General features: G+C 68.6%; 18 protein-coding genes. 15 read left to right on the top strand and 3 right to left on the bottom strand.

Going from position 1 to position 22,869, the window contains the following annotated elements:
- The first annotated feature begins 161 nt into the window (after nucleotides 1-161).
- The 6 genes from CNE_RS03050 (at nucleotide 162) to plsY (ending at nucleotide 4,672) form a co-directional block, all read left to right on the top strand.
- Complete coding sequence (locus tag CNE_RS03050) at nucleotides 162-833, top strand: chalcone isomerase family protein (RefSeq protein ID WP_228772607.1); 672 nt, start codon at nucleotides 162-164, stop codon at nucleotides 831-833.
- Between the two features lie 103 nt (nucleotides 834-936).
- Nucleotides 937-1,905 carry a tripartite tricarboxylate transporter substrate binding protein BugE gene (locus CNE_RS03045; protein ID WP_013955671.1) on the top strand — a complete coding sequence of 323 codons (969 nt, stop codon included), beginning with the start codon at nucleotides 937-939 and terminating at the stop codon, nucleotides 1,903-1,905.
- Between the two features lie 106 nt (nucleotides 1,906-2,011).
- Nucleotides 2,012-2,491 carry a methylated-DNA--[protein]-cysteine S-methyltransferase gene (locus tag CNE_RS03040; protein WP_013955670.1) on the top strand — a complete coding sequence of 160 codons (480 nt, stop codon included), beginning with the start codon at nucleotides 2,012-2,014 and terminating at the stop codon, nucleotides 2,489-2,491.
- Nucleotides 2,488-3,426, top strand: a complete 939-nt coding sequence (xerD, locus tag CNE_RS03035; protein WP_013955669.1) for a site-specific tyrosine recombinase XerD — start codon at nucleotides 2,488-2,490, stop codon at nucleotides 3,424-3,426. Before CNE_RS03040 ends, xerD begins: the two co-directional genes overlap by 4 nt.
- Before the next feature lie 23 nt (nucleotides 3,427-3,449).
- Nucleotides 3,450-3,941, top strand: coding sequence for an aminoacyl-tRNA deacylase (locus tag CNE_RS03030; protein WP_013955668.1), 492 nt, complete (start codon nucleotides 3,450-3,452; stop codon nucleotides 3,939-3,941).
- A gap of 122 nt (nucleotides 3,942-4,063) precedes the next feature.
- The gene (gene plsY, locus CNE_RS03025; protein WP_013955667.1) at nucleotides 4,064-4,672 is read left to right on the top strand and encodes a glycerol-3-phosphate 1-O-acyltransferase PlsY; all 609 of its coding nucleotides are present in this window, start codon (nucleotides 4,064-4,066) and stop codon (nucleotides 4,670-4,672) included.
- A 28-nt stretch (nucleotides 4,673-4,700) separates the two neighbouring features.
- On the opposite strand, the gene CNE_RS03020 is transcribed toward plsY, so the two are convergent.
- Together CNE_RS03020 and CNE_RS03015 are read right to left on the bottom strand one after the other, a co-directional pair.
- Complete coding sequence (locus CNE_RS03020) at nucleotides 4,701-5,972, bottom strand: ATP-binding protein (RefSeq protein ID WP_013955666.1); 1,272 nt, start codon at nucleotides 5,970-5,972, stop codon at nucleotides 4,701-4,703.
- A gap of 52 nt (nucleotides 5,973-6,024) precedes the next feature.
- Nucleotides 6,025-6,768 carry a response regulator gene (locus tag CNE_RS03015; protein ID WP_013955665.1) on the bottom strand — a complete coding sequence of 248 codons (744 nt, stop codon included), beginning with the start codon at nucleotides 6,766-6,768 and terminating at the stop codon, nucleotides 6,025-6,027.
- A 339-nt stretch (nucleotides 6,769-7,107) separates the two neighbouring features.
- Between CNE_RS03015 and CNE_RS03010 the strand changes: the two genes are divergently transcribed.
- From CNE_RS03010 to CNE_RS02995, 4 genes are read left to right on the top strand one after another with little or no spacing between them, the layout of a single operon-like run.
- Nucleotides 7,108-8,571, top strand: a complete 1,464-nt coding sequence (locus CNE_RS03010; RefSeq protein ID WP_013955664.1) for an MdtA/MuxA family multidrug efflux RND transporter periplasmic adaptor subunit — start codon at nucleotides 7,108-7,110, stop codon at nucleotides 8,569-8,571.
- Complete coding sequence (locus CNE_RS03005; RefSeq protein WP_013955663.1) at nucleotides 8,568-11,690, top strand: MdtB/MuxB family multidrug efflux RND transporter permease subunit; 3,123 nt, start codon at nucleotides 8,568-8,570, stop codon at nucleotides 11,688-11,690. Before CNE_RS03010 ends, CNE_RS03005 begins: the two co-directional genes overlap by 4 nt.
- A 2-nt stretch (nucleotides 11,691-11,692) precedes the next feature.
- A complete protein-coding gene (locus CNE_RS03000) occupies nucleotides 11,693-14,992 on the top strand; it encodes an efflux RND transporter permease subunit (protein ID WP_013955662.1) in 3,300 nt (1,099 codons plus the stop codon).
- Nucleotides 14,993-15,009: 17 nt separating this feature from the next.
- On the top strand, nucleotides 15,010-16,503 hold the full coding sequence (locus CNE_RS02995; protein WP_013955661.1) for an efflux transporter outer membrane subunit: 1,494 nt from the start codon (nucleotides 15,010-15,012) through the stop codon (nucleotides 16,501-16,503).
- Here CNE_RS02995 and CNE_RS02990 read toward each other — a convergent pair.
- Nucleotides 16,490-17,395, bottom strand: coding sequence for a LysR family transcriptional regulator (locus CNE_RS02990; RefSeq protein WP_013955660.1), 906 nt, complete (start codon nucleotides 17,393-17,395; stop codon nucleotides 16,490-16,492). The genes CNE_RS02995 and CNE_RS02990 overlap by 14 nt on opposite strands.
- Nucleotides 17,396-17,506: 111 nt before the next feature.
- On the opposite strand from CNE_RS02990, the gene CNE_RS02985 reads away from it, so the two are divergent.
- The 5 genes from CNE_RS02985 (at nucleotide 17,507) to dacB (ending at nucleotide 22,796) form a co-directional block, all read left to right on the top strand.
- Complete coding sequence (locus CNE_RS02985) at nucleotides 17,507-17,959, top strand: PACE efflux transporter (RefSeq protein ID WP_013955659.1); 453 nt, start codon at nucleotides 17,507-17,509, stop codon at nucleotides 17,957-17,959.
- A gap of 156 nt (nucleotides 17,960-18,115) precedes the next feature.
- Complete coding sequence (locus tag CNE_RS02980) at nucleotides 18,116-19,369, top strand: flavin-dependent oxidoreductase (protein WP_013955658.1); 1,254 nt, start codon at nucleotides 18,116-18,118, stop codon at nucleotides 19,367-19,369.
- 50 nt (nucleotides 19,370-19,419) lie between these two features.
- Nucleotides 19,420-20,571 carry an ABC transporter substrate-binding protein gene (locus tag CNE_RS02975; RefSeq protein WP_041227757.1) on the top strand — a complete coding sequence of 384 codons (1,152 nt, stop codon included), beginning with the start codon at nucleotides 19,420-19,422 and terminating at the stop codon, nucleotides 20,569-20,571.
- The gene (locus tag CNE_RS02970) at nucleotides 20,568-21,155 is read left to right on the top strand and encodes a MarR family winged helix-turn-helix transcriptional regulator (protein WP_013955656.1); all 588 of its coding nucleotides are present in this window, start codon (nucleotides 20,568-20,570) and stop codon (nucleotides 21,153-21,155) included. The genes CNE_RS02975 and CNE_RS02970 overlap by 4 nt, the downstream gene beginning before the upstream one ends.
- A gap of 48 nt (nucleotides 21,156-21,203) precedes the next feature.
- Entirely contained in the window at nucleotides 21,204-22,796 is a 1,593-nt protein-coding gene (gene dacB, locus CNE_RS02965) for a D-alanyl-D-alanine carboxypeptidase/D-alanyl-D-alanine endopeptidase (RefSeq protein ID WP_013955655.1), read from the top strand.
- Nucleotides 22,797-22,869 lie beyond the last annotated feature (73 nt).

The raw sequence follows: 22,869 nt of genomic DNA, 5'->3' as shown, positions 1-22,869 counted from the left end.
ATGACGCGGCAGCTGCCCTGCGGGCCGTCGCGCGGGATTGCAGCGGCGGCGGCGGGGGTGGATAACGGCAAAAAACCGGAATGTGCAGACTAGGGCAGATACGGATAGGTATTTTTCCAGATTTAGGCCAGCATGGCATGCCAAGTTGTACGCCTGCCGCCATGTTGTCCCGCACCCGGTCCGCGCCGCCGCGCCCGGACACCCACCTCCGAGCCCCCTTCCGCCCTGGTCTGCACCCGGGCCGCTGCCTGCGCCTGGCCGCCGTGCTGGTGGCGCTGTGCGCCGCCACGGCCGCGGGCGCCGTGCCCATGCCGGCGCGCTCGGTGGAGATCGAAGGGATACGTTTTGACGATGCGGCACGCGTGGGCGGCAAGGAACTGCAGCTCAACGGCACCGCCCTGCGCGCGGGCTTCCTGGCCAAGGGCTACGTGGCCGCCCTGTACCTGCAGGAGAGGGCCCGCAACGCGGCCCTGGTGCTGGGCACGCCCGGCACCAAGCGGCTGCAGTTGCGCATGCTGCGCGAGGCCGAACCGCCGGCCCTCATGCGCGCCATCCGCCAGGGCATCCGCAACAACCACAGCGAGCAGCAGATGCAGGAACTGGCCACGCGGCTGGTACAGTTCGAGCGCACCCTGGGCGAGGTCGGCACCGCGCACAAGGGCGACGTGATCAACCTGGATTTTTCCCCGCAGACGGGGACCGTCGTCGCCATCAACGGCACACCTCGCGGCCGGCCGATCCCTGGCGAAGACTTCTACCAGGCCGTGCTGCGGGTCTTCCTGGGCGAGCGCCCGGTCGACGCCGAGGTCAAGCGCGGGCTGCTGGGCGGCTGACACAATTACGCTGCCGGCGCACGGCCCCACCTGTGGCACTGCGACGGTTTTTTTGCTTCCGGGCGGCATCCTGCCCGGATTTCCTGACGGGAGACATGATCTCATGCAAGCTGGCAAACTCGCACTGACCCTGGCCCTGGCCGCCGCCGCCACCGCGGCGCAGGCGCAGAGCTACCCCACCAAGCCGATCCGACTGATCATTCCGTTCGCACCCGGCGGCACCACCGACATCGTCGGCCGCGGCGCCGCGGACCAGATGAGCCGCATCCTGGGCCAGCCCGTAGTGGTGGAGAACCGCGCCGGCGGGGGTGGTTCGATCGGTGCCGACGCGATCGCCAAGGCCGCGCCGGACGGCTACACCATCGGCATCTCCACGGTCTCGACCATGGCCGTGAACCCGGCCTGCAACCCCAAGCTGTCGTACGACCCGATCAAGGACTTCAAGCCCATCACCAACCTGGCCAACGTGGCCAACGTGATCGCCGTGAACCCGAACTTCCCGGCCAAGGACTACAAGGAGTTCCTGGCCGTGCTGAAGGCCAACCCGGGCAAGTATTCGTACGCCTCGTCGGGCACCTGCGGCTTCGGCCACATGCTGGGCGAGCAGTTCAAGGTCTCGACCAAGACCTTCATGGTCCATATCCCGTACCGCGGCGCGGGCCCGGCGCTGAACGACGTGCTGGCCGGCCAGGTGCCGATCATGGTCGACAACCTGCCCTCTTCGATCCCCTACATCAAGGCCGGCAAGCTGCGCCCGATCGTGGTGGCCTGGAACAAGCGCCTGGAATCCATGCCCAACGTGCCGACCTTCGGCGAAATGGGCCTGAAGGAGCCGAACGACCCGGCCTGGTACGGCCTGGTGGCACCGGCCGGCACGCCTGACGACGTCATCAAGAAGCTCAACGAAGCCGCCGTCAAGGCCCTGCAGGACAAGGACTTCCAGCAGCGCCTGCGCACTGCCGGCGCCGAGCCGTCGGGCAACACGCCGGCGCAGCATGCGGCCGAGATCAAGAAGGAATTCGACAAGATGAAGAATCTTGTGAAGGTGCAGAACATCAAGCTGGAGCAATGATCCGGCTGGTGTGACGCCACCCGCAAAGGGCCGCCGCGAGGCGGCCCTTTTTTCTTGCCCGCGCCAAAAAGCACTAAAATCCAGCATTCGCCCCAGCCTGACCGCCATGCCCGCCACCTATGACGCCATCCTCACCGCCCCCTTCGGCAAGATCGGGGTGCGCACGGACGGCGCGCGCATCCGGGCCATCGTGTATCTTCCCGAGCACGTCGAGACGCGCGCCCCGGCGGACGCGCTGACGCAACAGCTCGCGCAGCAGCTGGAGGCCTACTACGCCAATCCCGACGCCGCCTTCGACCTGCCGCTGGCCCCGGCCGGCAGCGATTTCCAGCAGCGCGTGTGGCAGGCCATCAGCGCAGTGCCGCGCGGCGCGGTGACCACCTATGGCACCATCGCCGAGGCCATCGGCGCGATGCCGCGGGCCGTGGGCCAAGCCTGCGGGCAGAACCCTTTCCCGATCGTGATCCCCTGCCATCGCGTGGTCTCGGCGCGCGGCATCGGCGGCTTCTCGCACCATGCCGAAGACGGCTTCTACCTCGACGTCAAACGCTGGCTGCTGCGCCATGAGGGCGCCATGCTGATATGAGCGGCGCCGCCCAGCCACCTGACATCGCCGCCGCGCCCAGCGACGCCGACGTGGCACTGGTCAGCCGCTTCTGCGACGCGCTATGGCTGGAAGACGGCCTCTCGCGCAACACCATCGATGCCTACCGGCGCGACCTGACACTGCTGGCGCGCTGGCTGCAGCATGAGCACCGCGGCGAGTTGCTGGGCGCGGACGACGGCGCGCTGTCGGCCTACTTCAACGCGCGCCACACGCAGACCCGCGCCTCGTCGGCCAACCGGCGCCTGGCGGTGTTCCGCCGCTTCTACCAGTGGGCGCTGCGCGAACACCTGGTCGAAGCCGACCCCTGCCTGCTGCTGCGCCCCGCCAAGCAGCCGCCGCGCTACCCCAAGACCCTGACCGAGTCCCAGGTCGACGCGCTGCTCGAAGCGCCCGACACCAACACGCCGCTGGGGCTGCGCGACCGCACCATGCTGGAGCTGATGTACGCCAGCGGGCTGCGCGTGTCGGAGCTCACGCAGATGAAGACCATCGAGATCGGCCTGAACGAAGGCGTGGCGCGCGTGGTCGGCGGCAAGGGCGACAAGGAGCGGCTGGTGCCGTTCGGCCAGCAGGCCGGCGACTGGCTGCGCCGTTACCTGGCCAGTGCGCGCCCCGCGCTGCTGGCCGGGCGCGCCTGCGACGCGCTCTTTGTCACGCAGCGCGGCGAAGGCATGACGCGGCAGGCGTTCTGGCACCTGATCAAGCGCCATGCGCGCGATGCCGGCGTGCACGCGCCGCTGTCGCCGCACACGCTGCGCCACGCCTTTGCCACGCACCTGCTCAACCACGGCGCCGACCTGCGCGTGGTGCAGCTGCTGCTGGGCCACGCCGATATTTCCACCACCCAGATCTATACGCACGTCGCCCGCGAACGCTTGCGCGAGCTGCACCAGCAGCACCATCCGCGCGGCTGAGCAAGCGGGCAGCGACCACTGTCATGAGCAAGACCAGGCACGTATCAGAAACCCCCGCCACGCAGTACCTGCGCAAGCATGGCGTCGCCTTCGGCGAGCATCCGTATGACTATTTCGAGCACGGCGGCACCGGCGAATCGGCGCGCCAGCTGGGCGTTCCCGAGCACGATGTGATCAAGACCCTGATCATGGAAGACGAGCGCGCGCAGCCGCTGGTGGTGCTGATGCACGGCGACTGCTCGGTCTCGACCAAGAACCTGGCGCGCCAGGCCGGCCGCAAGAGCGTGCAGCCGTGCAAGCCCGAGGTGGCGCAGCGCCACAGCGGCTACATGGTGGGCGGCACCTCGCCCTTCGGCACGCGCAAGCGCATGCCGGTCTACGTGGAAGCGACCGTGCTGGAGCTGGCGCGCATCTATATCAACGGCGGGCGCCGCGGCTACCTGGTCAGCCTGGACCCGACGCTGCTGGCCACGCTGGTGGACGCCCAGCCGGTGCAATGCGCACTGCCTGACTGAGCACATGACCGGGCGCCCCCGCGCAAACCGAGGGACGCTTCGATGCCAATCCGGGAAGTCACGGACGTAGCGAGGCCCCTGCCGCGCTACAATCGCGCCAGCCTGAAAACACCCCACTACACATGGCCAATCTGCTTTTCGCCCTTGCCGCCTACCTGATCGGCTCCGTTTCCTTCGCTGTAGTCGTCAGCAAGCTGATGGGATTGCCGGACCCGCACTCCTATGGCTCCGGCAATCCCGGCGCCACCAACGTGCTGCGCACCGGCAACAAGAAGGCCGCCATCCTGACGCTGATCGGCGATGCCCTGAAGGGCTGGCTGGCGGTATGGCTGGCCGCGCGCTTCGGGCCGGCCTACGGGCTGAACGAAACCGGACTGGCCATGGTGGCGCTGGCAGTCTTCCTGGGACACCTGTTCCCGGTGTACCACCGCTTTGCCGGCGGCAAGGGCGTGGCCACTGCGGCCGGGATCCTGCTGGCCATCGACCCGATCCTGGGCCTGGGCACGCTGGCCACGTGGCTGGTCATCGCGTTCTTCTTCCGCTACTCGTCGCTGGCGGCGCTGGTGGCGGCGATCTTCGCGCCGTTCTTCCATGTGCTGATGAACGGCGTGGATGTGATGACGGGGGCGATCTTCGTGATCAGCGTGCTGCTGATTGCGCGGCACCGGCAGAATATTGCGAAGCTGCTGGCCGGCAAGGAAAGCCGGATCGGCGAGAAGAAGAAGGTCTGAAAACAGCCTGGGCAGCCCTGACGCCGGCTCAGGCCTCGGCTGCCCCAAACAGCATCTCCACCCGGAACCCGCCGCCGTCGGCATTCACCAGGTTCAGCTTCCCGCCCGCCTGCCGCACCAGCCGGTCCACGATCGCCAGCCCCAGCCCGGAATGCGCATTGCCGCCCCGAGCCGGGTCCAGCCGCACAAAGGGCAGCGTGGCGCGATCCTTGTCATCCTCGGGAATGCCGGCGCCCTGGTCCTCCACCACCAGCAGGTAACCCTCCGGCGTGCGCGCGGTCGCAATGCACACCGGCGGCTTGCCATAGGCGTAGGCGTTGTCGACCAGGTTGCCGACGATGCGGTCCAGCTGCGTGGCGATCATGCGGAAGCCCTCGCCCGCGCCCAGCGACAGCACCACCTGGCGCTCCTGCTCGGCCAGCGACGCGGCCAGCTCATTGACGCGCCGGTCCACCGGCACCGGCCGCGCGGTCGACTCGCTGGTCTGCGCGAAGCTCAGGAACTGTTCGACGATGGCCGACATGGACTCCACGTCGCGCGTCACACCCGCGGCGGCCTTGGGATCGGCCAGCATCTCGGCGCGCAGGCGCAGCCGCGCCAGCGGTGTCTTCAGGTCATGCGCGATGCCGGCCAGCATGGTGTTGCGCTCCTGGTCGATGCGCGCCAGGTCGGCCACCATGCGGTTGAAACGCTCGATCAGCTGGCGCAGCTCATGCGGGCCGCGCTCGCGCAGCGGCGGCACGGCGTGCTGGCGCGACAGCAGCTCTGCCGCATTGGCCATGTCGCGCACCGGCCGCTGAATCTGCCAGGCGATCAGCACGGCAAAGATGATGGCCACGCCCACCACCAGCATCACCCCAGGCACCAGCCGGTTGTCGGGCGGCGGATTGTGGACCCACAGGATCGGCATGGCGATCCAGCGGGCGCGGCTGGGCAGCTTGATCCAGATGCGCGGCGTAGTTTCGTCCTCCAGCCGGATCTCGGTGCCCTGCGGCAGCCTGCCGATGAACTGCTCGACCAGCCGGCGCGAGCGCCCGCCCTTGGGCACGGTGGCATGCTCTTCGGCGTCGGCCGTGTTGGCCGTCTCCACCAGGCTGGGCAGCTTCGCCGGCGGACGCGCGTCGAGCGCGCGCTCGATGCTGTCGAGCTGGAACAGCATCTGCTCGACGGAATAGTCCACCTGCTGCTGGCGGCGGTCCATGCGCAGGATGGCCAGCCATGAGAAATGGCTGATCACAAGCACGGCGGCGATCAGCAGCGCAATGCGGCCGAACAGGGTGTCGATACGTCGCAACTTCATCGCAAAGCAGGATCTGGTGGCAAGCGGCGCCAGGGGACGGGCGCCGCGGCCATTATTCGGGGAGCCCCGCGGACATCTCTTCCGCTTCGTCGGGCACGAAGGTATAGCCGCGTCCGCGCACCGTCTGGATATAGCGCGGGCGCTGCGCGTCTTCATCGAGCAGCCGGCGCAAGCGCCAGATCTGCACGTCGATGCCGCGGTCGCTAATGCCGCTGGCGCTGCCGTACATCAGTTCGACGATGCGCTCGCGCGACAGCACTTCGAGCGGATGCATCAGCAGCAGCTTGAGCAGCGCAAACTCGGTATCGCTGATCGACAGCGTCTGGCCGGCACGGGTCAGCGTGCGCTGGCGGAAATTGACGCGGAACGGGCCGAAGGCGACCGATTCGCGGTCTTCGGGCGCCGCCGCCGGGCGCGCCAGCTTGCGCCGCAGCACGGCATTGATGCGCGCCAGCAGTTCGCGCGGCGAAAACGGCTTGCCAAGGTAGTCGTCGGCGCCGATCTCAAGCCCGACGATGCGGTCGATCTCGTCGCTGCGGGCCGTGAGCAGGATCACCGGGATATCGTCGTTCTTGGCGCGCAGGTTGCGCAGCGCGGTCAGGCCGTCGACCTTGGGCATCATCAGGTCCAGCACGATCAGCGCGGGGCGCTCGCGCTCCAGGCGCGCCTGCAGGCCGTCGCCGTCATGCATCACCGAGACGGCAAAACCCTGCTGGGTCAGGTACTCGCGCAGCAGGTCGCGAAGTTCGGGATCGTCGTCGACGACGAGGATCTGGGTAGGCTGGTTCGTTCGCATAGGCACATGATAGTCAGCCCCGGCGCCACACATGCCGGTTTGGCCGGGCGGTTTTGTTTCCGGAGGTTACACCCGGGGCGCTGGTAATCCGCTGTAATAAAAGCGCCGGGCGCCGAAATACGGGCGTCCGGGCCCGCACATTATCCTTGCGGCATGACGTGCCACCGGCGCCGCCGCATTGCGCGCCACACGGCACTTGCCGGCCTGCCGGCCACCCCGCGGCGTGCCCTCCCACGCGGCAGGCCGGCGCCCGTGGCGTTGCGGCATACTGCTGCATCGTCACTTGCCAGACCGAACATTGCCGGCGCGCCGCGCGCGCCGCCCCCAGGATTTGCGGACATGTCCAACCCCGAACAAGGCCAGCCTACCCCCACCCCGACTCCGTCTTCGCGTCCGCCCGAGGGCACTCCGCCGCGGCGCACCGGCCGGCGCCGGCTGACCGCCGGCGTGCTGGTGGTGCTGCTCGCGGGGGGCGCCTGGTACTGGTATGCCCATCGCGGCCAGGCGCCGCAGGAGGCGACCGGGGCGGCAGGCGCGCAGCGGGGTGCCAGCGGCCCGGGCGCGCGGGGTGGCGCCGGTGGCCCCGGCATGCCGCGCTCGCCCGTGGTGGTCGCCACCGTGGCGAAGCGCGATATGGACGTGGTGCTCAATGGCCTGGGCAATGTGACCCCGGTGTCCAACGTCACCGTGCGCGCGCAGGTGTCCGGCCCGCTGCTCAAGGTGCTGTTCAAGGAAGGCCAGATGGTCAGGGCCGGCGACGTGCTGGCCGAGATCGACCCGCGCCCGTTCCAGGCCGCGCTGGACCAGGCCGTGGGCCAGCTGGCGCGCGACCAGGCGCTGCTGCAGAACGCCAGGCTGGACCAGCAGCGCTACCGCACCCTGCTGGGCCAGGACTCGATCTCCAAGCAGCAGGTCGATACCCAGGACGCGCTGGTGCGCCAGTACGAGGGCGTGGTCAAGACCGACCAGGGCAATGTCGCCAACGCGCGCCTGCAGCTGGGCTACACCAGGATCGTGGCGCCGGTGTCGGGCCGCATCGGCCTGCGCCAGGTCGACCCGGGCAATATCGTCAATACCGGCGACACCAACGGCATCGCGCTGATCACGCAGATCCAGCCGATTGCCGTGATGTACACCATCCCCGAGGACAACCTGCCCTCGGTGCTGAAGAAGCTCAACGCCGGCGAAAAGCTGCCGGTGCAGGCCTGGGACCGCCAGGTGCGCAACCAGCTGGGCGAAGGCACGCTGCTGACCATCGACAACCAGATCGACACCACCACCGGCACGGTCAAGCTCAAGGCGGTCTTCCCCAATGAAGACGGCATGCTGTTCCCCAACCAGTTCGTCAACGTGCGCACGCGCGTCGATACCCTCAGGGACGCCACCGTGATCCCGGTGGCCGCAATCCAGCGCGGCCAGCAGGGTACCTTTGTCTACACCGTGGACGAGGCCAGCAAGGTCAAGGTGCAGGTGGTCACGCTCGGCCCGGGCGACGGCAGCCGCAACGCCGTGCTCAAGGGCCTGGAGCCCGGCCAGCGCGTGGTGGTGGACGGCGCCGACCGCCTCAAGGAAGGCATGACGGTGGAGGCCGTCGATCCGGCCGCGCGCGCCGCCGCGGTGGTGCCGGCCAGCCAGCCGCGCGGGCGCGGCCGACGCAACCGGGACGGCGGCGGTGCCAGCGGCGCGCACGCCGACGCCAGCGGGCCGCAGCTTCCGGCGCGGCCGGCGAACATCGCCGCCACCGCGACGCCGGCGCCAGCGCCCCGCCCGCCAGCGGCGCGCAGCAGTAAGGACACCGCATGAACCCCTCACGCCTCTTCATCGAGCGCCCGGTCGCCACGGCGCTGCTGATGCTGGCCATCCTGCTGTCCGGGCTGGTGGCGTACCGGCTGCTGCCACTGTCGGCGCTGCCCGAGGTCGACTACCCGACCATCCAGGTCACCACGCTCTACCCCGGCGCCAGCCCGGACGTGATGACCTCGTCGGTGACCGCGCCGCTGGAGCGCCAGTTCGGCCAGATGCCGGGCCTGAAGCAGATGTCGTCGTCCTCGTCGGGCGGCGCCTCGGTGATCACGCTGCAGTTCGAGCTGACGCTGCCGCTGGACGTGGCCGAGCAGGAGGTGCAGGCCGCCATCAACGCCGGCAGCAACCTGCTGCCATCCGACCTGCCGATGCCGCCGGTCTACAGCAAGGTCAACCCGGCCGACGCGCCGATCATGACCATCGCCATGACCTCGGACACCATGCCGCTGCCCAAGCTGCAGGACATGGTCGACACGCGCGTGGCGCAGAGAATCTCGCAGATCCAGGGCGTGGGCCTGGTCACCATCAGCGGCGGCCAGCGCCCCGCGGTGCGCATCCAGGCCAACCCGACCGCGCTGGCCTCGCTGGGCATGTCGATCGACGACCTGCGCACCGCCATCGGCGCCTCCAACGTGAACGGCGCCAAGGGCAGCTTCGATGGCCCGGCACGCGCCTCCACCATCGATGCCAACGACCAGCTGCGCTCGGCCGACGAATATCGCCAGATCATCCTGGGCTACAAGAACGGCGCGCCGATCCGCATCACCGACGTGGCCGAGATCGTCGACGGCCCCGAGAACAGCCGCCTGGCGGCCTGGGCCAATGACAAGCCCGCGATCGTGCTGAACATCCAGCGCCAGCCGGGCGCCAACGTGATCGAAGTGGTGGACCGCATCAAGGCGCTGCTGCCGCAGCTGCAGAACGCGCTGCCGGCCTCGGTCCACGTGCAGCTACTGACCGACCGCACCACCACCATCCGCGCCTCGGTCGAGGATGTGCAGTTCGAGCTGCTGCTGGCGATCGCGCTGGTGGTGCTGGTGATCTTCCTTTTCCTGCGCAATATACCGGCGACCATCATCCCGGGCGTGGCGGTGCCGCTGTCGCTGGTGGGCACCTTCGGCGTGATGTACCTGGCCGGGTTCTCGATCAACAACCTAACGCTGATGGCGCTGACGATTGCCACCGGCTTCGTGGTTGACGATGCGATCGTGATGATCGAGAACATCATGCGCTACATCGAGAAAGGCGATTCGCCGATGGCGGCGGCGCTCAAGGGTTCCAAGCAGATTGGCTTCACCATCATCTCGCTGACCTTCTCGCTGGTGGCGGTGCTGATCCCGCTGCTGTTCATGGGCGATGTGGTCGGGCGCCTGTTCCGCGAGTTCGCGATCACGCTTGCTGTGTCGATCCTGATCTCGGCGGTGGTGTCGCTGACGCTCACGCCGATGATGTGCGCGCGCCTGCTGCACCATGTGCCGGAAGAGAAGCTGTCGCGCTTTCACCGCGCCAGCGGCCGCTTCTTCGACAACGTGATCGACCGCTACGGCCGCGCGCTGGAGTGGGTGCTGGACCGCCAGAAGGCCACGCTGGTGGTGGCCGTAGCCACGCTGGTGCTGACCGTGCTGCTGTACCTGCTGGTACCCAAGGGCTTCTTCCCGGTGCAGGACACCGGCGTTATCCAGGGTATTACGGAAGCCGCCCAGACCACCTCGTTCGACGCCATGGCGCGCCGGCAGCAGGCCGTGGCCAAGGTGGTGATGCAGGACCCGGCCGTGGCAAGCCTGTCGTCGTTTATCGGCGTGGACGGCACCAACACCACGCTCAACGCCGGGCGCATGCTGATCAACCTCAAACCCAAGGGCGAACGCGATCCGATCGAGGTGGTCACGCAGCGGCTGCAGCAGGCGGTGCATGACCTCGGCGGCGTGTCGCTGTTCACCCAGCCGGTGCAGGACCTGACCATCGAGGACAAGGTCTCGCGCACGCAGTACCAGTTCACCGTGGAGGATCCGGATCCCGAGACGCTGGCGACATGGGTGCCGAAACTGGTGGAACGCCTGCGCCAGGAACCCGAGCTGCGCGATGTCACCAGCGACCAGCAGAACAACGGCCTGCGCGCCTATGTCGATATCGACCGCGACGCCGCGGCGCGCTTCGGCATCACCACCGCGGTGATCGACAGCGCGCTGTACAGCGCCTTCGGCCAGCGGCTGGTGTCGACCATCTTCACGCAGGCGAGCCAGTACCGCGTGGTGCTGGAGACCATGCCGGAATTCCGCAAGAACCCGCAGTCGCTGGCCGACCTGCGCCTGCCCTCCTCTTCCGGCGGGCAAGTGCCGCTGGGCTCGTTTGCGCGCATCACGGAGCGCACCGGCCCGCTGGTGGTCAACCACCAGGGCCAGTTCCCGGCGGCGACGATCTCGTTCAACCTCGCGCACGGCGAATCGCTGGGCGCCGCGGTCGACAAGATCACCAAGGTGGAACACGAACTGGGCCTGCCGATCTCGATGCAGACCAGCTTCCAGGGCGCCGCGTTGGCCTTCCGCGCGTCGCTGTCGAACACGCTGTGGCTGATCCTGGCCGCGGTGGTGACGATGTATATCGTGCTGGGCGTGCTGTATGAAAGCACCATCCACCCGGTCACCATCCTGTCGACACTGCCGTCTGCCGGCGTGGGCGCGCTGCTGGCGCTGCTGGTGGCGGGCCAGGACCTGGGCATCATCGCGATCATCGGCATCATCCTGCTGATCGGCATCGTCAAGAAGAACGCGATCATGATGATCGACTTCGCGCTCGAGGCTGAGCGCGAGGGCGGCATGAAGCCGCGCGACGCGATCTTCCAGGCCTGCCTGCTGCGCTTCCGCCCGATCCTGATGACCACCATGGCGGCCCTGCTGGCGGCGCTGCCGCTGATGCTGGGCTCGGGCATCGGCAGCGAGCTGCGCCGGCCGCTGGGCGTGACCATGGTGGGCGGCCTGCTGGTCAGCCAGGTGCTGACGCTGTTCACCACGCCGGTGATCTACCTGGCCTTCGACCGCATCGCCACGCGCGTGAAGGGCTGGCGCAAGCGGCGCTTCGGCGATCCGGAGGAAGGCGGTACCGGCGAGGAGCCGGTGTAACGATGAATCTCTCGGCTGCCTTCATCCACCGCCCCGTCGCGACCGCGCTGCTGACGCTCGGCATCCTGCTGGCGGGACTGGCCGCGCTGCGGCTGCTGCCGGTGTCGCCGCTGCCGCAGGTGGATTTCCCGACCATCTCGGTATCGGCGTCGCTGCCGGGTGCGAGCCCGGAAACGATGGCCGCCACCGTGGCCACGCCGCTCGAGCGCGCGCTCGGCACCATCGCCGGCGTGACCGAGATCACGTCGAGCAGCTCACTCGGCTCCACCCGCGTGACGCTGCAGTTCGACCTGTCGCGCAATATCGACGGCGCCGCGCGCGACGTGCAGGCGGCAATCAACGCCTCGCGCGCGACGCTGCCGACCAGCCTGCCCAACAACCCGACCTACCGCAAGGTCAACCCGGCCGACGCGCCGATCATGATCATCGCGCTGACGTCGCCGACCATGACGCGCGGGCAGCTCTATGACGCGGCCTCGACCATCCTGGCGCAGAAGCTGTCACAGGTCGATGGCGTGGGCCAGGTCACCATCGGCGGGGCCTCGCTGCCGGCGGTGCGGGTGGAGCTGAACCCGACCGCGCTGAACCACTACGGCATCTCGCTGGAGGACGTGCGCAACACCATCAGCGCTACCAATGCCAACCGGCCGCTGGGCACGCTGGAGAACGCCGCCAACAACTGGCAGGTCTATGCCAACGACCAGGCGATGAAGGCGGAAGACTACATGCCGCTGATCATCCGCTATGCCACGCCAGGAACCTTCTCGTCGACGTCGGCGGGCGCGCTGATTGCCAGCACCGCCAACGCCGCCGCCAGCGGCGGCGTCAGCACCAAGGTGATCAACGGCGTCACCGTGACCACGCTGACCACCAGCAGCGGCACCACCACCATCACCAGCGGCGCCACCGGCGGCACCAGTGCCACTAGCGGCCCCAACTCGTTCGCGGTGCCGGTGCGGCTGCACGACGTGGCCAATGTGGTCGACTCGGTGCAGGACATCCGCAACGCCGGTTCGGCCAACGGCAAGCCGTCGGTGCTGCTGGTGCTGAACCGCTCGCCCGGCGCCAACATCATCGAGACCGTCGACCGCGTCAACGAGATGCTGCCGAACCTGCAGAAGATGATCCCGGCGGCAATCTCGATGAACGTGATGATGGACCGCACGCCCACCATCCGCGCCTCGCTGCGCGAGGTCGAGCACACGCTGATGATCTCAGTGGCGCTGGTGATCATGGTGGTGTTCGTGTTCCTGCGCAATGTGCGCGCCACCTTGATCCCCAGCGTGGCGGTGCCGGTGTCGCTGATCGGCACGTTCTCGGTGATGTACCTGGCCGGGTTCTCGCTGAACAACCTGTCGCTGATGGCGCTGACGATTGCCACCGGCTTTGTGGTCGACGATGCCATCGTGGTGCTGGAAAACATCTCGCGCCATATCGAGGAAGGCATGAAGCCGCTCGCCGCCGCGCTGCGCGGTGCGCGCGAAGTGGGCTTCACGGTGCTGTCGATGAGCCTGTCGCTGATCGCAGTATTCATCCCGCTGCTGATGATGGGCGGCATTGTCGGCCGCCTGTTCCAGGAGTTCGCGATCACGCTGTCAGTGGCGATCCTGGTATCGCTGGTGGTGTCGCTGACCACCACGCCGATGATGTGCGCGCGCCTGCTGCGCCCGCCCGAGCCGGAGAAGCAGAGCCGCTTCTTCCGCGCCACCGAGCGCATGTTCCAGTGGCTGCACGACGGCTATGCGCGCTCGCTGTCCACGGCGCTGCGCTTCAGCCCGCTGGTGTGGCTGGTGCTGATCGCCACCATCGCGCTGAACGTGTACCTGTACGTGATCGTGCCCAAGGGCTTCTTCCCGCAGCAGGACACCGGCCGGCTGATCGGCTTTATCCGCGCCGACCAGGCCACCTCATTCCAGGCCATGCGCGGCAAGCTCGACAACTTCATCACCATCGTGCGGTCGGATCCGGCGGTGGAGAACGTGACCGGCTTTACCGGCGGCTCGCAGCGCAATACCGGGCAGATGTTCGTCACGCTCAAGCCGCTGTCGGAGCGCAAGGAATCGGCCGACGCGATCATCGCGAGGCTGCGCGGCAAGCTGGCCAAGGAGCCAGGCGCGAGCCTGTTCCTGCAGTCGGTGCAGGACATCCGCATCGGCGGGCGGCAGAGCAGTTCGCAATACCAGTTCACGCTGCAGTCAGACGACCTGGAGGTGCTGCGCGCGTGGGAGCCCAAGGTGCGCGCCGCGTTGTCGAACCTGAAGGGGCTGGAGGATATCGACACCGATACCAACGACAAGGGCCTGCAGACCTCGGTGATCATCGACCGCGACGCGGCCTCGCGCCTGGGCGTGACCGCGCAGCAGGTGGATGCGGTGCTCAACGATGCCTTCGGCCAGCGGCTGGTGTCCACCATCTACCATCCGCTGAACCAGTACCGCGTGGTGATGGAGCTGAGCCAGGAGTACCTGCAGGGGCCCGATGCGCTCAAGGACATCTACGTGGTCACCGGCAACGGCAACCGCGTGCCGCTGGCGGCCTTCGCGCGCGTAACCCCGACCAGCACGCCGCTGGGCGTGAACCACCAGGGCCAGTTCGCGGCCTCGACGATCTCGTTCAACCTGGCCGAGGGCATATCGCTGTCGCAGGCGACCGACGCTATAACGCGCGAGATGGCGCGCATCGGCGTGCCGGAGACGCTGCGCGCCAACTTCCAGGGCGGCGCCAAGGCGTTCCAGGACTCGCTAAAGAGCCAGCCGATCCTGATCCTGGCGGCGCTGATCACGATCTATATCGTGCTGGGCGTGCTGTATGAAAGCTACGTGCACCCGCTGACGATCCTGTCGACGCTGCCCTCGGCGGGCGTGGGCGCGCTGCTGGCGTTGCTGGCATCGAAGACCGACTTCAGCATCATCGCGCTGATCGGCGTGATCCTGCTGATCGGCATCGTCAAGAAGAACGCGATCATGATGATCGACTTTGCCATCGATGCCGAACGGCGCGAGGGGCTGTCGCCGCGCGACGCGATCTACCGCGCCTGCCTGCTGCGTTTCCGCCCGATCCTGATGACCACCATGGCCGCGCTGCTGGGCGCGGTGCCGCTGGCGATCGGCCGCGGCGACGGCGCCGAGCTGCGCGCGCCGCTGGGCATCTCCATTGTCGGCGGGCTGGTGGTAAGCCAGCTGCTGACGCTGTACACCACGCCGGTGGTCTACCTGACGCTGGACCGCTGGCGCCTGAAGGTCAAGGCCTGGCGCCAGCGCCGCCGTGGTACTGGCACGCCGGACCAGCCGGCTGCCGTCTAGATTTGCAGAGACTCTTTATGACTGTTTTTACCCGTCTGCTGATTCATGCCCTGCCGTTGCCGCTGGCCTGCGCGCTGCTGCTGGCCGGCTGCGCGGTGGGCCCCGACTACAAGCGCCCGGACGCACCCGTGTCGGAAGCGTTCAAGGAAGCCGATGGCACGGCGGGCACGGCCGACGCTACCGCCTGGAGCGGCGACTGGAAGCCCGCCGAGCCGCAGGATGCGCTGGCACGCGCCGACTGGTGGACCGTGTTCGGCGATGCGCAGCTCGACGCGCTAATGTCCGAGGTGCAGATCTCGAACCAGAACATCAAGGCCGCCGAGGCGCAGTACCGTCAGGCCGTGGCCGCGCTGCAGGCGGCGCGCGCCGGCTTCTTCCCGATCGTCGACGCGCAGGCCGGGGCGTCGCGCGCGCGCGGCGCCAGCGGCAATACGCTCAACGGGCAGAGCGTGACGCTGGGCGCAACCTGGGAAATCGACGTCTGGGGCCGCGTGCGGCGCCAGGTGGAAAGCAGCGAGGCCAGTGCACAGGCCAGCCAGGCCGACCTGGCCTCGACGCTGCTATCGACCCAGGCGACGCTGGCGCAGAGCTACTTCCTGCTGCGCGTGGCCGATGCGCAGAAGGCCCTGCTGGACCGCACCGTGGCCGATTACCAGAAGTCGCTGCAGCTGGTGCAGAACCAGTATGCGGCGGGCACCGCGCAGCGCTCGGACGTGCTGCAGTCAGAGACCCAGCTCAAGAGCGCGCAGGCGCAGCAGATCGACATCCAGATCACGCGCGCGCAGCTGGAGCACGCCATCGCCGTGCTGGTGGGCAAGCCCCCTGCGGCGCTGACGCTGGGCGCCGACGACTTCCGCACAGCGCCGCCGCGCGTGCCGGCCGCGGTGCCGTCGCAACTGTTGGAGCGCCGCCCCGACATCGGCGCGGCCGAGCGCCGCATGGCCTCGGCTAATGCGCAGATCGGCGTGGCGCAGGCAGCCTACTACCCGACCCTGTCGCTGTCGGCCAGCGGCGGCTTGACCGCCAGCACGCTGGCGCGCTGGATGTCGCTGCCGGACCGGATCTGGTCGATCGGCGGCGGGCTGGCCGGCACGCTGTTCGACGGCGGCCTGCGCAGCGCGGCCAAGGCGCAGGCGGTGGCGGCCTACGACCAGACCGTGGCCAACTACCGCCAGACCGTGCTGGGCGCGTTCCAGGAAGTCGAGGACAACCTCGCCGCGCAGCGGCTGTTGGAACAGGAAGCGGTGGTGCAGAACGACGCGCTGCGCTCGGCGCGCGAGGCGCTGGCGCTGGTGAACAACCGCTACCGCGCCGGCACCGCTGGCCTGCTCGACGTGCTGACGGCGCAGACCAGCGCCTACACCGCCGAGCGCACCGCACTGTCGATCGCCGGCCGCCAGTACACGGCGGCGGTGGTGCTGATCAAGGCGATGGGCGGCGGCTGGCATGCGCCCGGCGCGGAGGCTACGCCGGCACAGGCCGGTACGAACCAGGCCGTCAGCCAGCGCTAGCCGCCGGGGCGCGCGGCAGCGGCTGTTGGCAAATGCGCTCGCGCAGCCAGGTGGCGGCCTTGCCCAGCGGCCGCTGCTTGTGCCAGACCAGTTCCATCGCCACCGGCCAGTCCTGTTGCTGGAATGCCAGCGGCGGCGTCACCAGCCGCGCCGCGGCCGGTGAATTGGCCACCACGTGCCACGGCACGAAGGCCCAGCCTAGCCCGCGCTTGACCAGCTCCACGATCACCCACTGGCTTTCCACCCACCACACGTCCGCGGCCACGCGCAGGCGCATCTTCTCTTCGCTGTCTGAGCGGGTTGCGACCATCAGCTGGCGGTAGCGCTTCAGTTCCTCCCAGTCCACGCGCTGGCCGGCCAGCGGATGCTCGGGCGCGCACAGGATCTGCATCGGCACCCAGCCCAGCGCATGGAAGCCCAGCGCCGGCGGCAGCACCTCCTGCCGCCACATGATGCCGAGGTCGGCGCCGCCTTCCAGCACCAGTCGGCTGACGTCCTCCATCAACGGAAACAGCAGCTCAAGCTCCACCGCCGGGAAGCGGCTGGAAAATTCTTCCAGCAGCATGCCCAGCGTCTCTTCCGGATAAAGCTCGTCCACCGCCAGCACCAGCCGCGTCTCCACGCCCTCGCCCAGGCTCTTGGCCACGCCGCGGAAGTGTTCGCAGCGCTCCAGGATCACGCGCGCCTCGGCCAGCAGCCGCTCGCCCGCGGGAGTCAGTACCGGGTAACGGCCGGCGCGGTCGAACAGCGCGTTGCCGGCGTCGATTTCCAGGTTGGACACCGCCGCGCTGACCACCGACTGCGCCTTGCCCAGCCGGCGCGCGGCGGCCGAGAACGAACCGGTGTCAGCCGCCGCGACGAATGCCTGCAATTGCTCGATGGAGAGGCTCATAAATAACTTTCAATGTTTATCCATCTGTTTTGCAGATAGTATCCAACTTGGCAATCCCTACCCAGCAGATAGACTAGCTCCCATCGCGTTTGACACGCAAGGAGAACAACGATGCGCAAGACCTGGGACCGGATTCGCCACGCCATCGGCTTCGAGGTGGTCGGCCTGCTGATTTTCGCGCCGGTGGCCAGCTGGGCCTTCGGCTATGAACTGCATGAGATGGGCGTGATCGGCGCGGTCGCCTCGCTGATCGCCACCGGCTGGAACTACCTGTACAACGTGCTGTTCGACAAGGGCATGCTGCGGTTCACCGGCCAGCTGCGCAAGTCGCTGCCGGTGCGCGTGCTGCACGCCGTGCTGTTCGAACTGGGCCTGCTGGTGGTGTTCCTGCCGTCGGTGGCCTGGTACCTGGGCATCAGCCTGTTCGACGCGCTCATCATGGACCTCGCCGTGGCCGGCTTCTACATGGTCTACGCGCTCGTGTACAACTGGCTGTACGACCTTGTCTTCCCGGTGCCTTCGCTGCAGGCACAAGCCAAGCCGGAAGGCGCCGCGCTCGGCTGAGCGCGGGTTTTTCCTGACCCCGGAGGCGTCACTCCGGGGACTTCCCCGTCTTGCCGCGACCGGTCAAATTGTTATACTCCATAACAAATCCAATTCGACCGGGGGCAGCGCGCCCGCGCTTGCGTACCGGCGCATCCTGCACGCGGGGGAGACAACATGAAGATCGCAATCGCCGGTGGCGGCATCGGCGGACTGACGCTGGCGCTGCTGTGCCAACGCCACGGCATCGAGGCCGAGGTCTGGGAGGCCAGCGAAACGCTGCGCCCGCTGGGCGTGGGCATCAACCTGCTGCCGCACGCCGTGCGCATCCTGTCCGAGCTGGGACTGCGCGACGCGCTGGCGGATATCGCCATCGAGACCTCGTCGCTCTCCTACTACAACAAGCGCGGCCAGCGCATCTGGCATGAGCCACGCGGGCTGGCGGCCGGTTATGACTGGCCGCAGTTCTCGATCCATCGCGGCGAATTCCAGATGCTGCTGCACCGTACCGTGGTGGAGCGCCTGGGCGCCAGCGCCGTGCATACCGGCCATAGCTTCGAGACCGTGCTGGACACCGGCGCGGGCGGACAGGCGCGCTTTGGCCTGCGCCGCCGCAGCGACAATGCCGAGGTCGAAGCCAGCGCCGATGTGCTGGTCGGCGCCGATGGCATCCACTCGGCTGTGCGCCGCCACTTCTACCCCACAGGCGACCTGCCGCGTTTTTCGCGCCGCCTGCTGTGGCGCGCGGTCACCGAGGCGCCGCCCTACCTGGACGGGCGCTCGATGTTCATGGCCGGGCACCAGGACCAGAAGTTCGTGGCCTATCCGATCTCGGAACCACTGCGCCGCCAGGGCCGCTCGCTGGTCAACTGGATCGCCGAGCTGCGCGTGCCCGACAGCGTTCCCGACACCCCGCCGCGCAGCGACTGGAACAAGCAGGTCGACAAATCCGTGTTCTGCGCCGCGTTTGCCGACTGGAAGTGGGACTGGATCGACATCCCCGCGCTGATCGACGGTGCCCAGGCGATCTACGAATTCCCGATGGTCGACAAGGACCCGCTGCCGCGCTGGACCTTCGACCGCGTCACGCTGCTGGGCGACGCCGCGCACCCGATGTACCCGATCGGCTCGAACGGCAGCGCCCAGGCCATCCTGGACGCGCGCTACCTGGTCGACAGCCTGCTCGGCACGCCCGACACCGGCTACGCGCTGCGCGAATACGAGGCCGAGCGCCTGCCGCGCACCGCCGGCATCGTGCTGCGCAACCGCATGAACGGGCCCGAGCAAGTGATGCAGCTGGCCGAGGAACGTGCGCCGCAGGGCTTTGCCGACATCGACCAGGTGATCCCGCGCGCCGAACTGGAGGCGATTTCGCTGCGGTACAAGCAGCTGGCGGGATTCGACCGGCAGTCGATGCAAGGCAACCGGTAGGATCCGGCAGGTTTGACATGCAGAACAAGACCATCGAGAGAGGAGACACCATGGCGCCCCTGACCACCACCAAGCTGGCCCGCCTCGCGCTGGCCGCGGCCCTCGCCTTCAGCGCCGGCAGCGCGCTGGCCGACATCACCGTCGGCGTCAGCCTGTCCACCACCGGCCCGTCGGCGTCGCTGGGCATCCCGCAGAAGAACTCGCTGGCCTACCTGCCGCAGAAGATCGGCGGCGAGGCGGTGCGCTACATCGTGCTGGACGATGCGTCGGACCCCACGCAGGGCGCCAAGGTGGCGCGCCGCTTTGTCTCCGAGGACAAGGTCGACATCGTCCTGGGCTCGTCCGCGGTGGCGCCGTCGATCGCCATTGCCGAGGTGGCCGATGAAGCCCAGACCGTGCAGCTGGCGTTCTCGCCGATTGAGCTCAAGCCCGGGCGCGGCGCCTGGACCTTCCGGCTGGCGCAGCCGGTGCGGCTGATGGCCAATGCCGTGGCCGCCACCGCCAAGACCAACGGCGTCAAGACCATCGGCTTTATCGGCTTTGCCGATGCCTACGGCGAGACCTGGCTGAAGGACTTCACCGCCGCCGCCAGTGCCAACGGCATCCGCCTGATCGCCACCGAGCGCTACGGCCGCGCCGATACCAGCGTGACCGCGCAGGCCATCAAGCTGATTGCCGCCAAACCCGACGCCATCCTGATCGCCGGCGCCGGCACCGGCGCCGCGCTGCCGCACACCACGCTGCGCGAGCGCGGCTACGGCGGCACCATCTACCACACCCACGGCGCGGCCACCAAGGACCTGATCCGCATCGGCGGGCGCATGGTCAATGGCGCAATCCTGCCGGCCGGGCCGGTGATCGTGCCGGAGCAATTGCCCGCGGGCGACCCGGTGCGCAAGCCGGGGCTGGACTACGTCACCCGCTATGAGAAGCAGTACGGCGCCGACAGCCGCACCCAGTTCGGCGCCCATGCCTACGACGCCGGGCTGGTGCTGGAGCGCATCGTGCCCGTGGCGCTCAAGCATGCCAAGCCGGGGACGCCGGCGTTCCGCCAGGCGCTGCGGCAGGCGCTGGAGACCGAGCGCGACATCGTGGTCTCGCACGGCGTGCTGAATTACAGTGGGCAAGACCACTATGGCTTCGACCAGCGCGGGCGGGTTATGCTGACCATCGACAACGGCAACTGGAAACTGCTGAAATGAATCCCGACGCATCCGGCACACCGCCCGCCGCGCCCCCGCGCCCGCGCAGCACCACCGCCGCGTCCGCGCGGCGCAAGGCGCGGGACCCGCTCGCGCCGGATCCGGCCGCAAGCGCCGGTGCCGATGCCGGTTTCGACCCGCATGTGCCGAATATCGACTATGGCGTGCTCGACAACCTGATCGGCTACGCCATCCGCCGCGCGCAGATCCGCATCTATGAAGACTTCGTGCTGTCACTGGCGCAGTGGCAGATCACGCCACCGCGCTTTTCCGCGCTGATCATCATCTCGCGCAACCCGCACCTGAAGCTGACCGAGCTGGCGCAGATCCTCGGCATCGCCCGCTCCGGGGCGGTGCTTCTGGTCGACGCGCTGGAAGAGATGAACCTAGTGGCGCGCCGCCCGGCAGCCGGGGATCGCCGCGCCTACAGCCTGGTGCTGACGGCAGCCGGCCGCCGCACGCTGGAAGCCGCCACGCAGGCGGTGGTGGCGCATGACGCGCACGTCGGCTCGGCGCTGACCGATACCGAGCAGGTCACGCTGAAGTCGCTGCTGGCACGGCTGGCGCCGCCGCGCGCCGGCTGAGGGCAGCCGGCAAGACTGTCATCCGCCTGCCAGCGGCCATGCGTTAACATGGCCGCCATGCCAAGAACAATCGCCGCGCCTACCGCATCGCGACCCGGCGCCCTGCTGCGCCGCCTGTCGCCACTGCTCTCGCCCATTCTTGCCGCCGTGCTGCTGGCCGGCGGTCCCGCACTCACCCCGGCGCAAGCCAAAGCCCCCGCCAAGGCGGCCAAGGCAGCCAAGACTGCCACCGCCGCAAAAGCCGCTGCCGATCCCGCACTGGTGAGCGCCGGCGTGCCGGCCCCGGTGGCCGCGGCGCTGCGCCGCGCCGGCGTGCCGGCCTCGGCCGCCAGCTTCTACGTGGTCAGGCTGGGCGCGGGCACCGCCCGCGCCAGCTGGAATGCGCAGCAGCCGATGAATCCGGCCTCGACCATGAAGCTGGTCACCACCTTTGCCGGGCTGCAGCTGCTGGGGCCCGACTACCGCTGGCAGACCTCGCTCTACGCCGATGCCCAGCCCGGCTTCGACGGCACCGTCAACGGCAATGTCTACCTGCGCGGCCACGGCGACCCCAAGCTGGTGCCCGAGGAAATGGCTAAGCTGGTGGCGAAGGCACGCGCCGCGGGCGCCACAGGCATCAACGGCGACCTGGTGCTGGACCGCAGCTACTTTGCCGATGGCCTGGACGGCAACGGCACCATCGACGGCGAGGTGCAGCGCGCCTACAACGTCGGCCCGGATGCACTGCTCTATGCGTTCAAGACGCTGTCATTCACGCTGACGCCGGACCCGGCCAGCCAGACCGTGGCAGTCAGCGTCACGCCCGAGCTGGCCCAGCTCAAGCTGGACAACCGGCTGACGCTGACCAACGGCCGCTGCGGCGACTGGCAGTCCAGCGCCAGCCCGAGCGTGCTGCCGCAGGCGGACGGCACCGTGCTGGCGTCGTTCTCGGGCAACTATGCCAGCGACTGCGGCGAGCACGTGCTCAATATCGCCACGCTGTCGCACGCGGAATTCACCTGGGGCGGCTTCGTCGCCGAGTGGCAGCGCGCCGGCGGGCGCTTTGCCCATCTGCCCGGGCTGCGCAGCGGCAAGGTGCCGCGCGGCGCGGTGCTGCTGGCGCGCCACTACGGCCTGCCGCTGGCGGACATCGTGCGCGACATCAACAAGTTCTCGAACAACGTGATGGCACGCCAGCTGTTCCTGACCATCGGCGCCGAAATGGACCGCGGCGGCCCGGCCAGCACGGCCCGCTCGACCCGCGTGGTGCAGCGCTGGCTGGCGCGCCAGGGGCTGGACATGCCCGGCCTGGTGCTGGACAACGGCTCGGGCCTGTCGCGCGAGGAACGCATCAGCGCCTATGACATGGCGCGCCTGCTGCAGCAGGCCGCGGCCAGCAATGTGGGGCCGGTGCTGATCGATTCGCTGCCGGTGCTGGGCGTCGACGGCACGCTGCGCAACCGCCTGACGCGCGCCAACGCGGCCGGCAACGGCTACCTGAAGACCGGCACGCTGGCCGACGTGCGCGCGCTGGCCGGCTATGTGGATGCTGCCGACGGCGGCCGCTACGTGGTGGTCAGCATGATCAACCATCCCAACGCCGCGCAGGCGCTGGAAGCACACGACGCCCTGCTGCAATGGGTGTACCGCGGCGCACCCTGAGTCCGCGCCGGGCGGGCTGCGGCGCGGCACCGTGGCCTGGCGCCAACGCCGCGGCCGCATTTTGTTAAGCGGA

The organism is Cupriavidus necator N-1 (assembly GCF_000219215.1).
Classification (GTDB): domain Bacteria; phylum Pseudomonadota; class Gammaproteobacteria; order Burkholderiales; family Burkholderiaceae; genus Cupriavidus; species Cupriavidus necator.
This window is presented reverse-complemented; position numbering and strand designations above follow the sequence as displayed.

Bases quoted from the DNA above. Each gene is read 5' to 3' on its own strand.
- CNE_RS03050 (WP_228772607.1), top strand. From the start codon at position 162: ATGTTGTCCCGCACCCGGTCCGCGCCGCCGCGCCCGGACACCCACCTC.
- CNE_RS03045 (WP_013955671.1), top strand. From the start codon at position 937: ATGCAAGCTGGCAAACTCGCACTGACCCTGGCCCTGGCCGCCGCCGCC.
- CNE_RS03040 (WP_013955670.1), top strand. From the start codon at position 2,012: ATGCCCGCCACCTATGACGCCATCCTCACCGCCCCCTTCGGCAAGATC.
- xerD (WP_013955669.1), top strand. From the start codon at position 2,488: ATGAGCGGCGCCGCCCAGCCACCTGACATCGCCGCCGCGCCCAGCGAC.
- CNE_RS03030 (WP_013955668.1), top strand. From the start codon at position 3,450: ATGAGCAAGACCAGGCACGTATCAGAAACCCCCGCCACGCAGTACCTG.
- plsY (WP_013955667.1), top strand. From the start codon at position 4,064: ATGGCCAATCTGCTTTTCGCCCTTGCCGCCTACCTGATCGGCTCCGTT.
- CNE_RS03020 (WP_013955666.1), bottom strand. From the start codon at position 5,972: ATGAAGTTGCGACGTATCGACACCCTGTTCGGCCGCATTGCGCTGCTG.
- CNE_RS03015 (WP_013955665.1), bottom strand. From the start codon at position 6,768: ATGCGAACGAACCAGCCTACCCAGATCCTCGTCGTCGACGACGATCCC.
- CNE_RS03010 (WP_013955664.1), top strand. From the start codon at position 7,108: ATGTCCAACCCCGAACAAGGCCAGCCTACCCCCACCCCGACTCCGTCT.
- CNE_RS03005 (WP_013955663.1), top strand. From the start codon at position 8,568: ATGAACCCCTCACGCCTCTTCATCGAGCGCCCGGTCGCCACGGCGCTG.
- CNE_RS03000 (WP_013955662.1), top strand. From the start codon at position 11,693: ATGAATCTCTCGGCTGCCTTCATCCACCGCCCCGTCGCGACCGCGCTG.
- CNE_RS02995 (WP_013955661.1), top strand. From the start codon at position 15,010: ATGACTGTTTTTACCCGTCTGCTGATTCATGCCCTGCCGTTGCCGCTG.
- CNE_RS02990 (WP_013955660.1), bottom strand. From the start codon at position 17,395: ATGAGCCTCTCCATCGAGCAATTGCAGGCATTCGTCGCGGCGGCTGAC.
- CNE_RS02985 (WP_013955659.1), top strand. From the start codon at position 17,507: ATGCGCAAGACCTGGGACCGGATTCGCCACGCCATCGGCTTCGAGGTG.
- CNE_RS02980 (WP_013955658.1), top strand. From the start codon at position 18,116: ATGAAGATCGCAATCGCCGGTGGCGGCATCGGCGGACTGACGCTGGCG.
- CNE_RS02975 (WP_041227757.1), top strand. From the start codon at position 19,420: ATGGCGCCCCTGACCACCACCAAGCTGGCCCGCCTCGCGCTGGCCGCG.
- CNE_RS02970 (WP_013955656.1), top strand. From the start codon at position 20,568: ATGAATCCCGACGCATCCGGCACACCGCCCGCCGCGCCCCCGCGCCCG.
- dacB (WP_013955655.1), top strand. From the start codon at position 21,204: ATGGCCGCCATGCCAAGAACAATCGCCGCGCCTACCGCATCGCGACCC.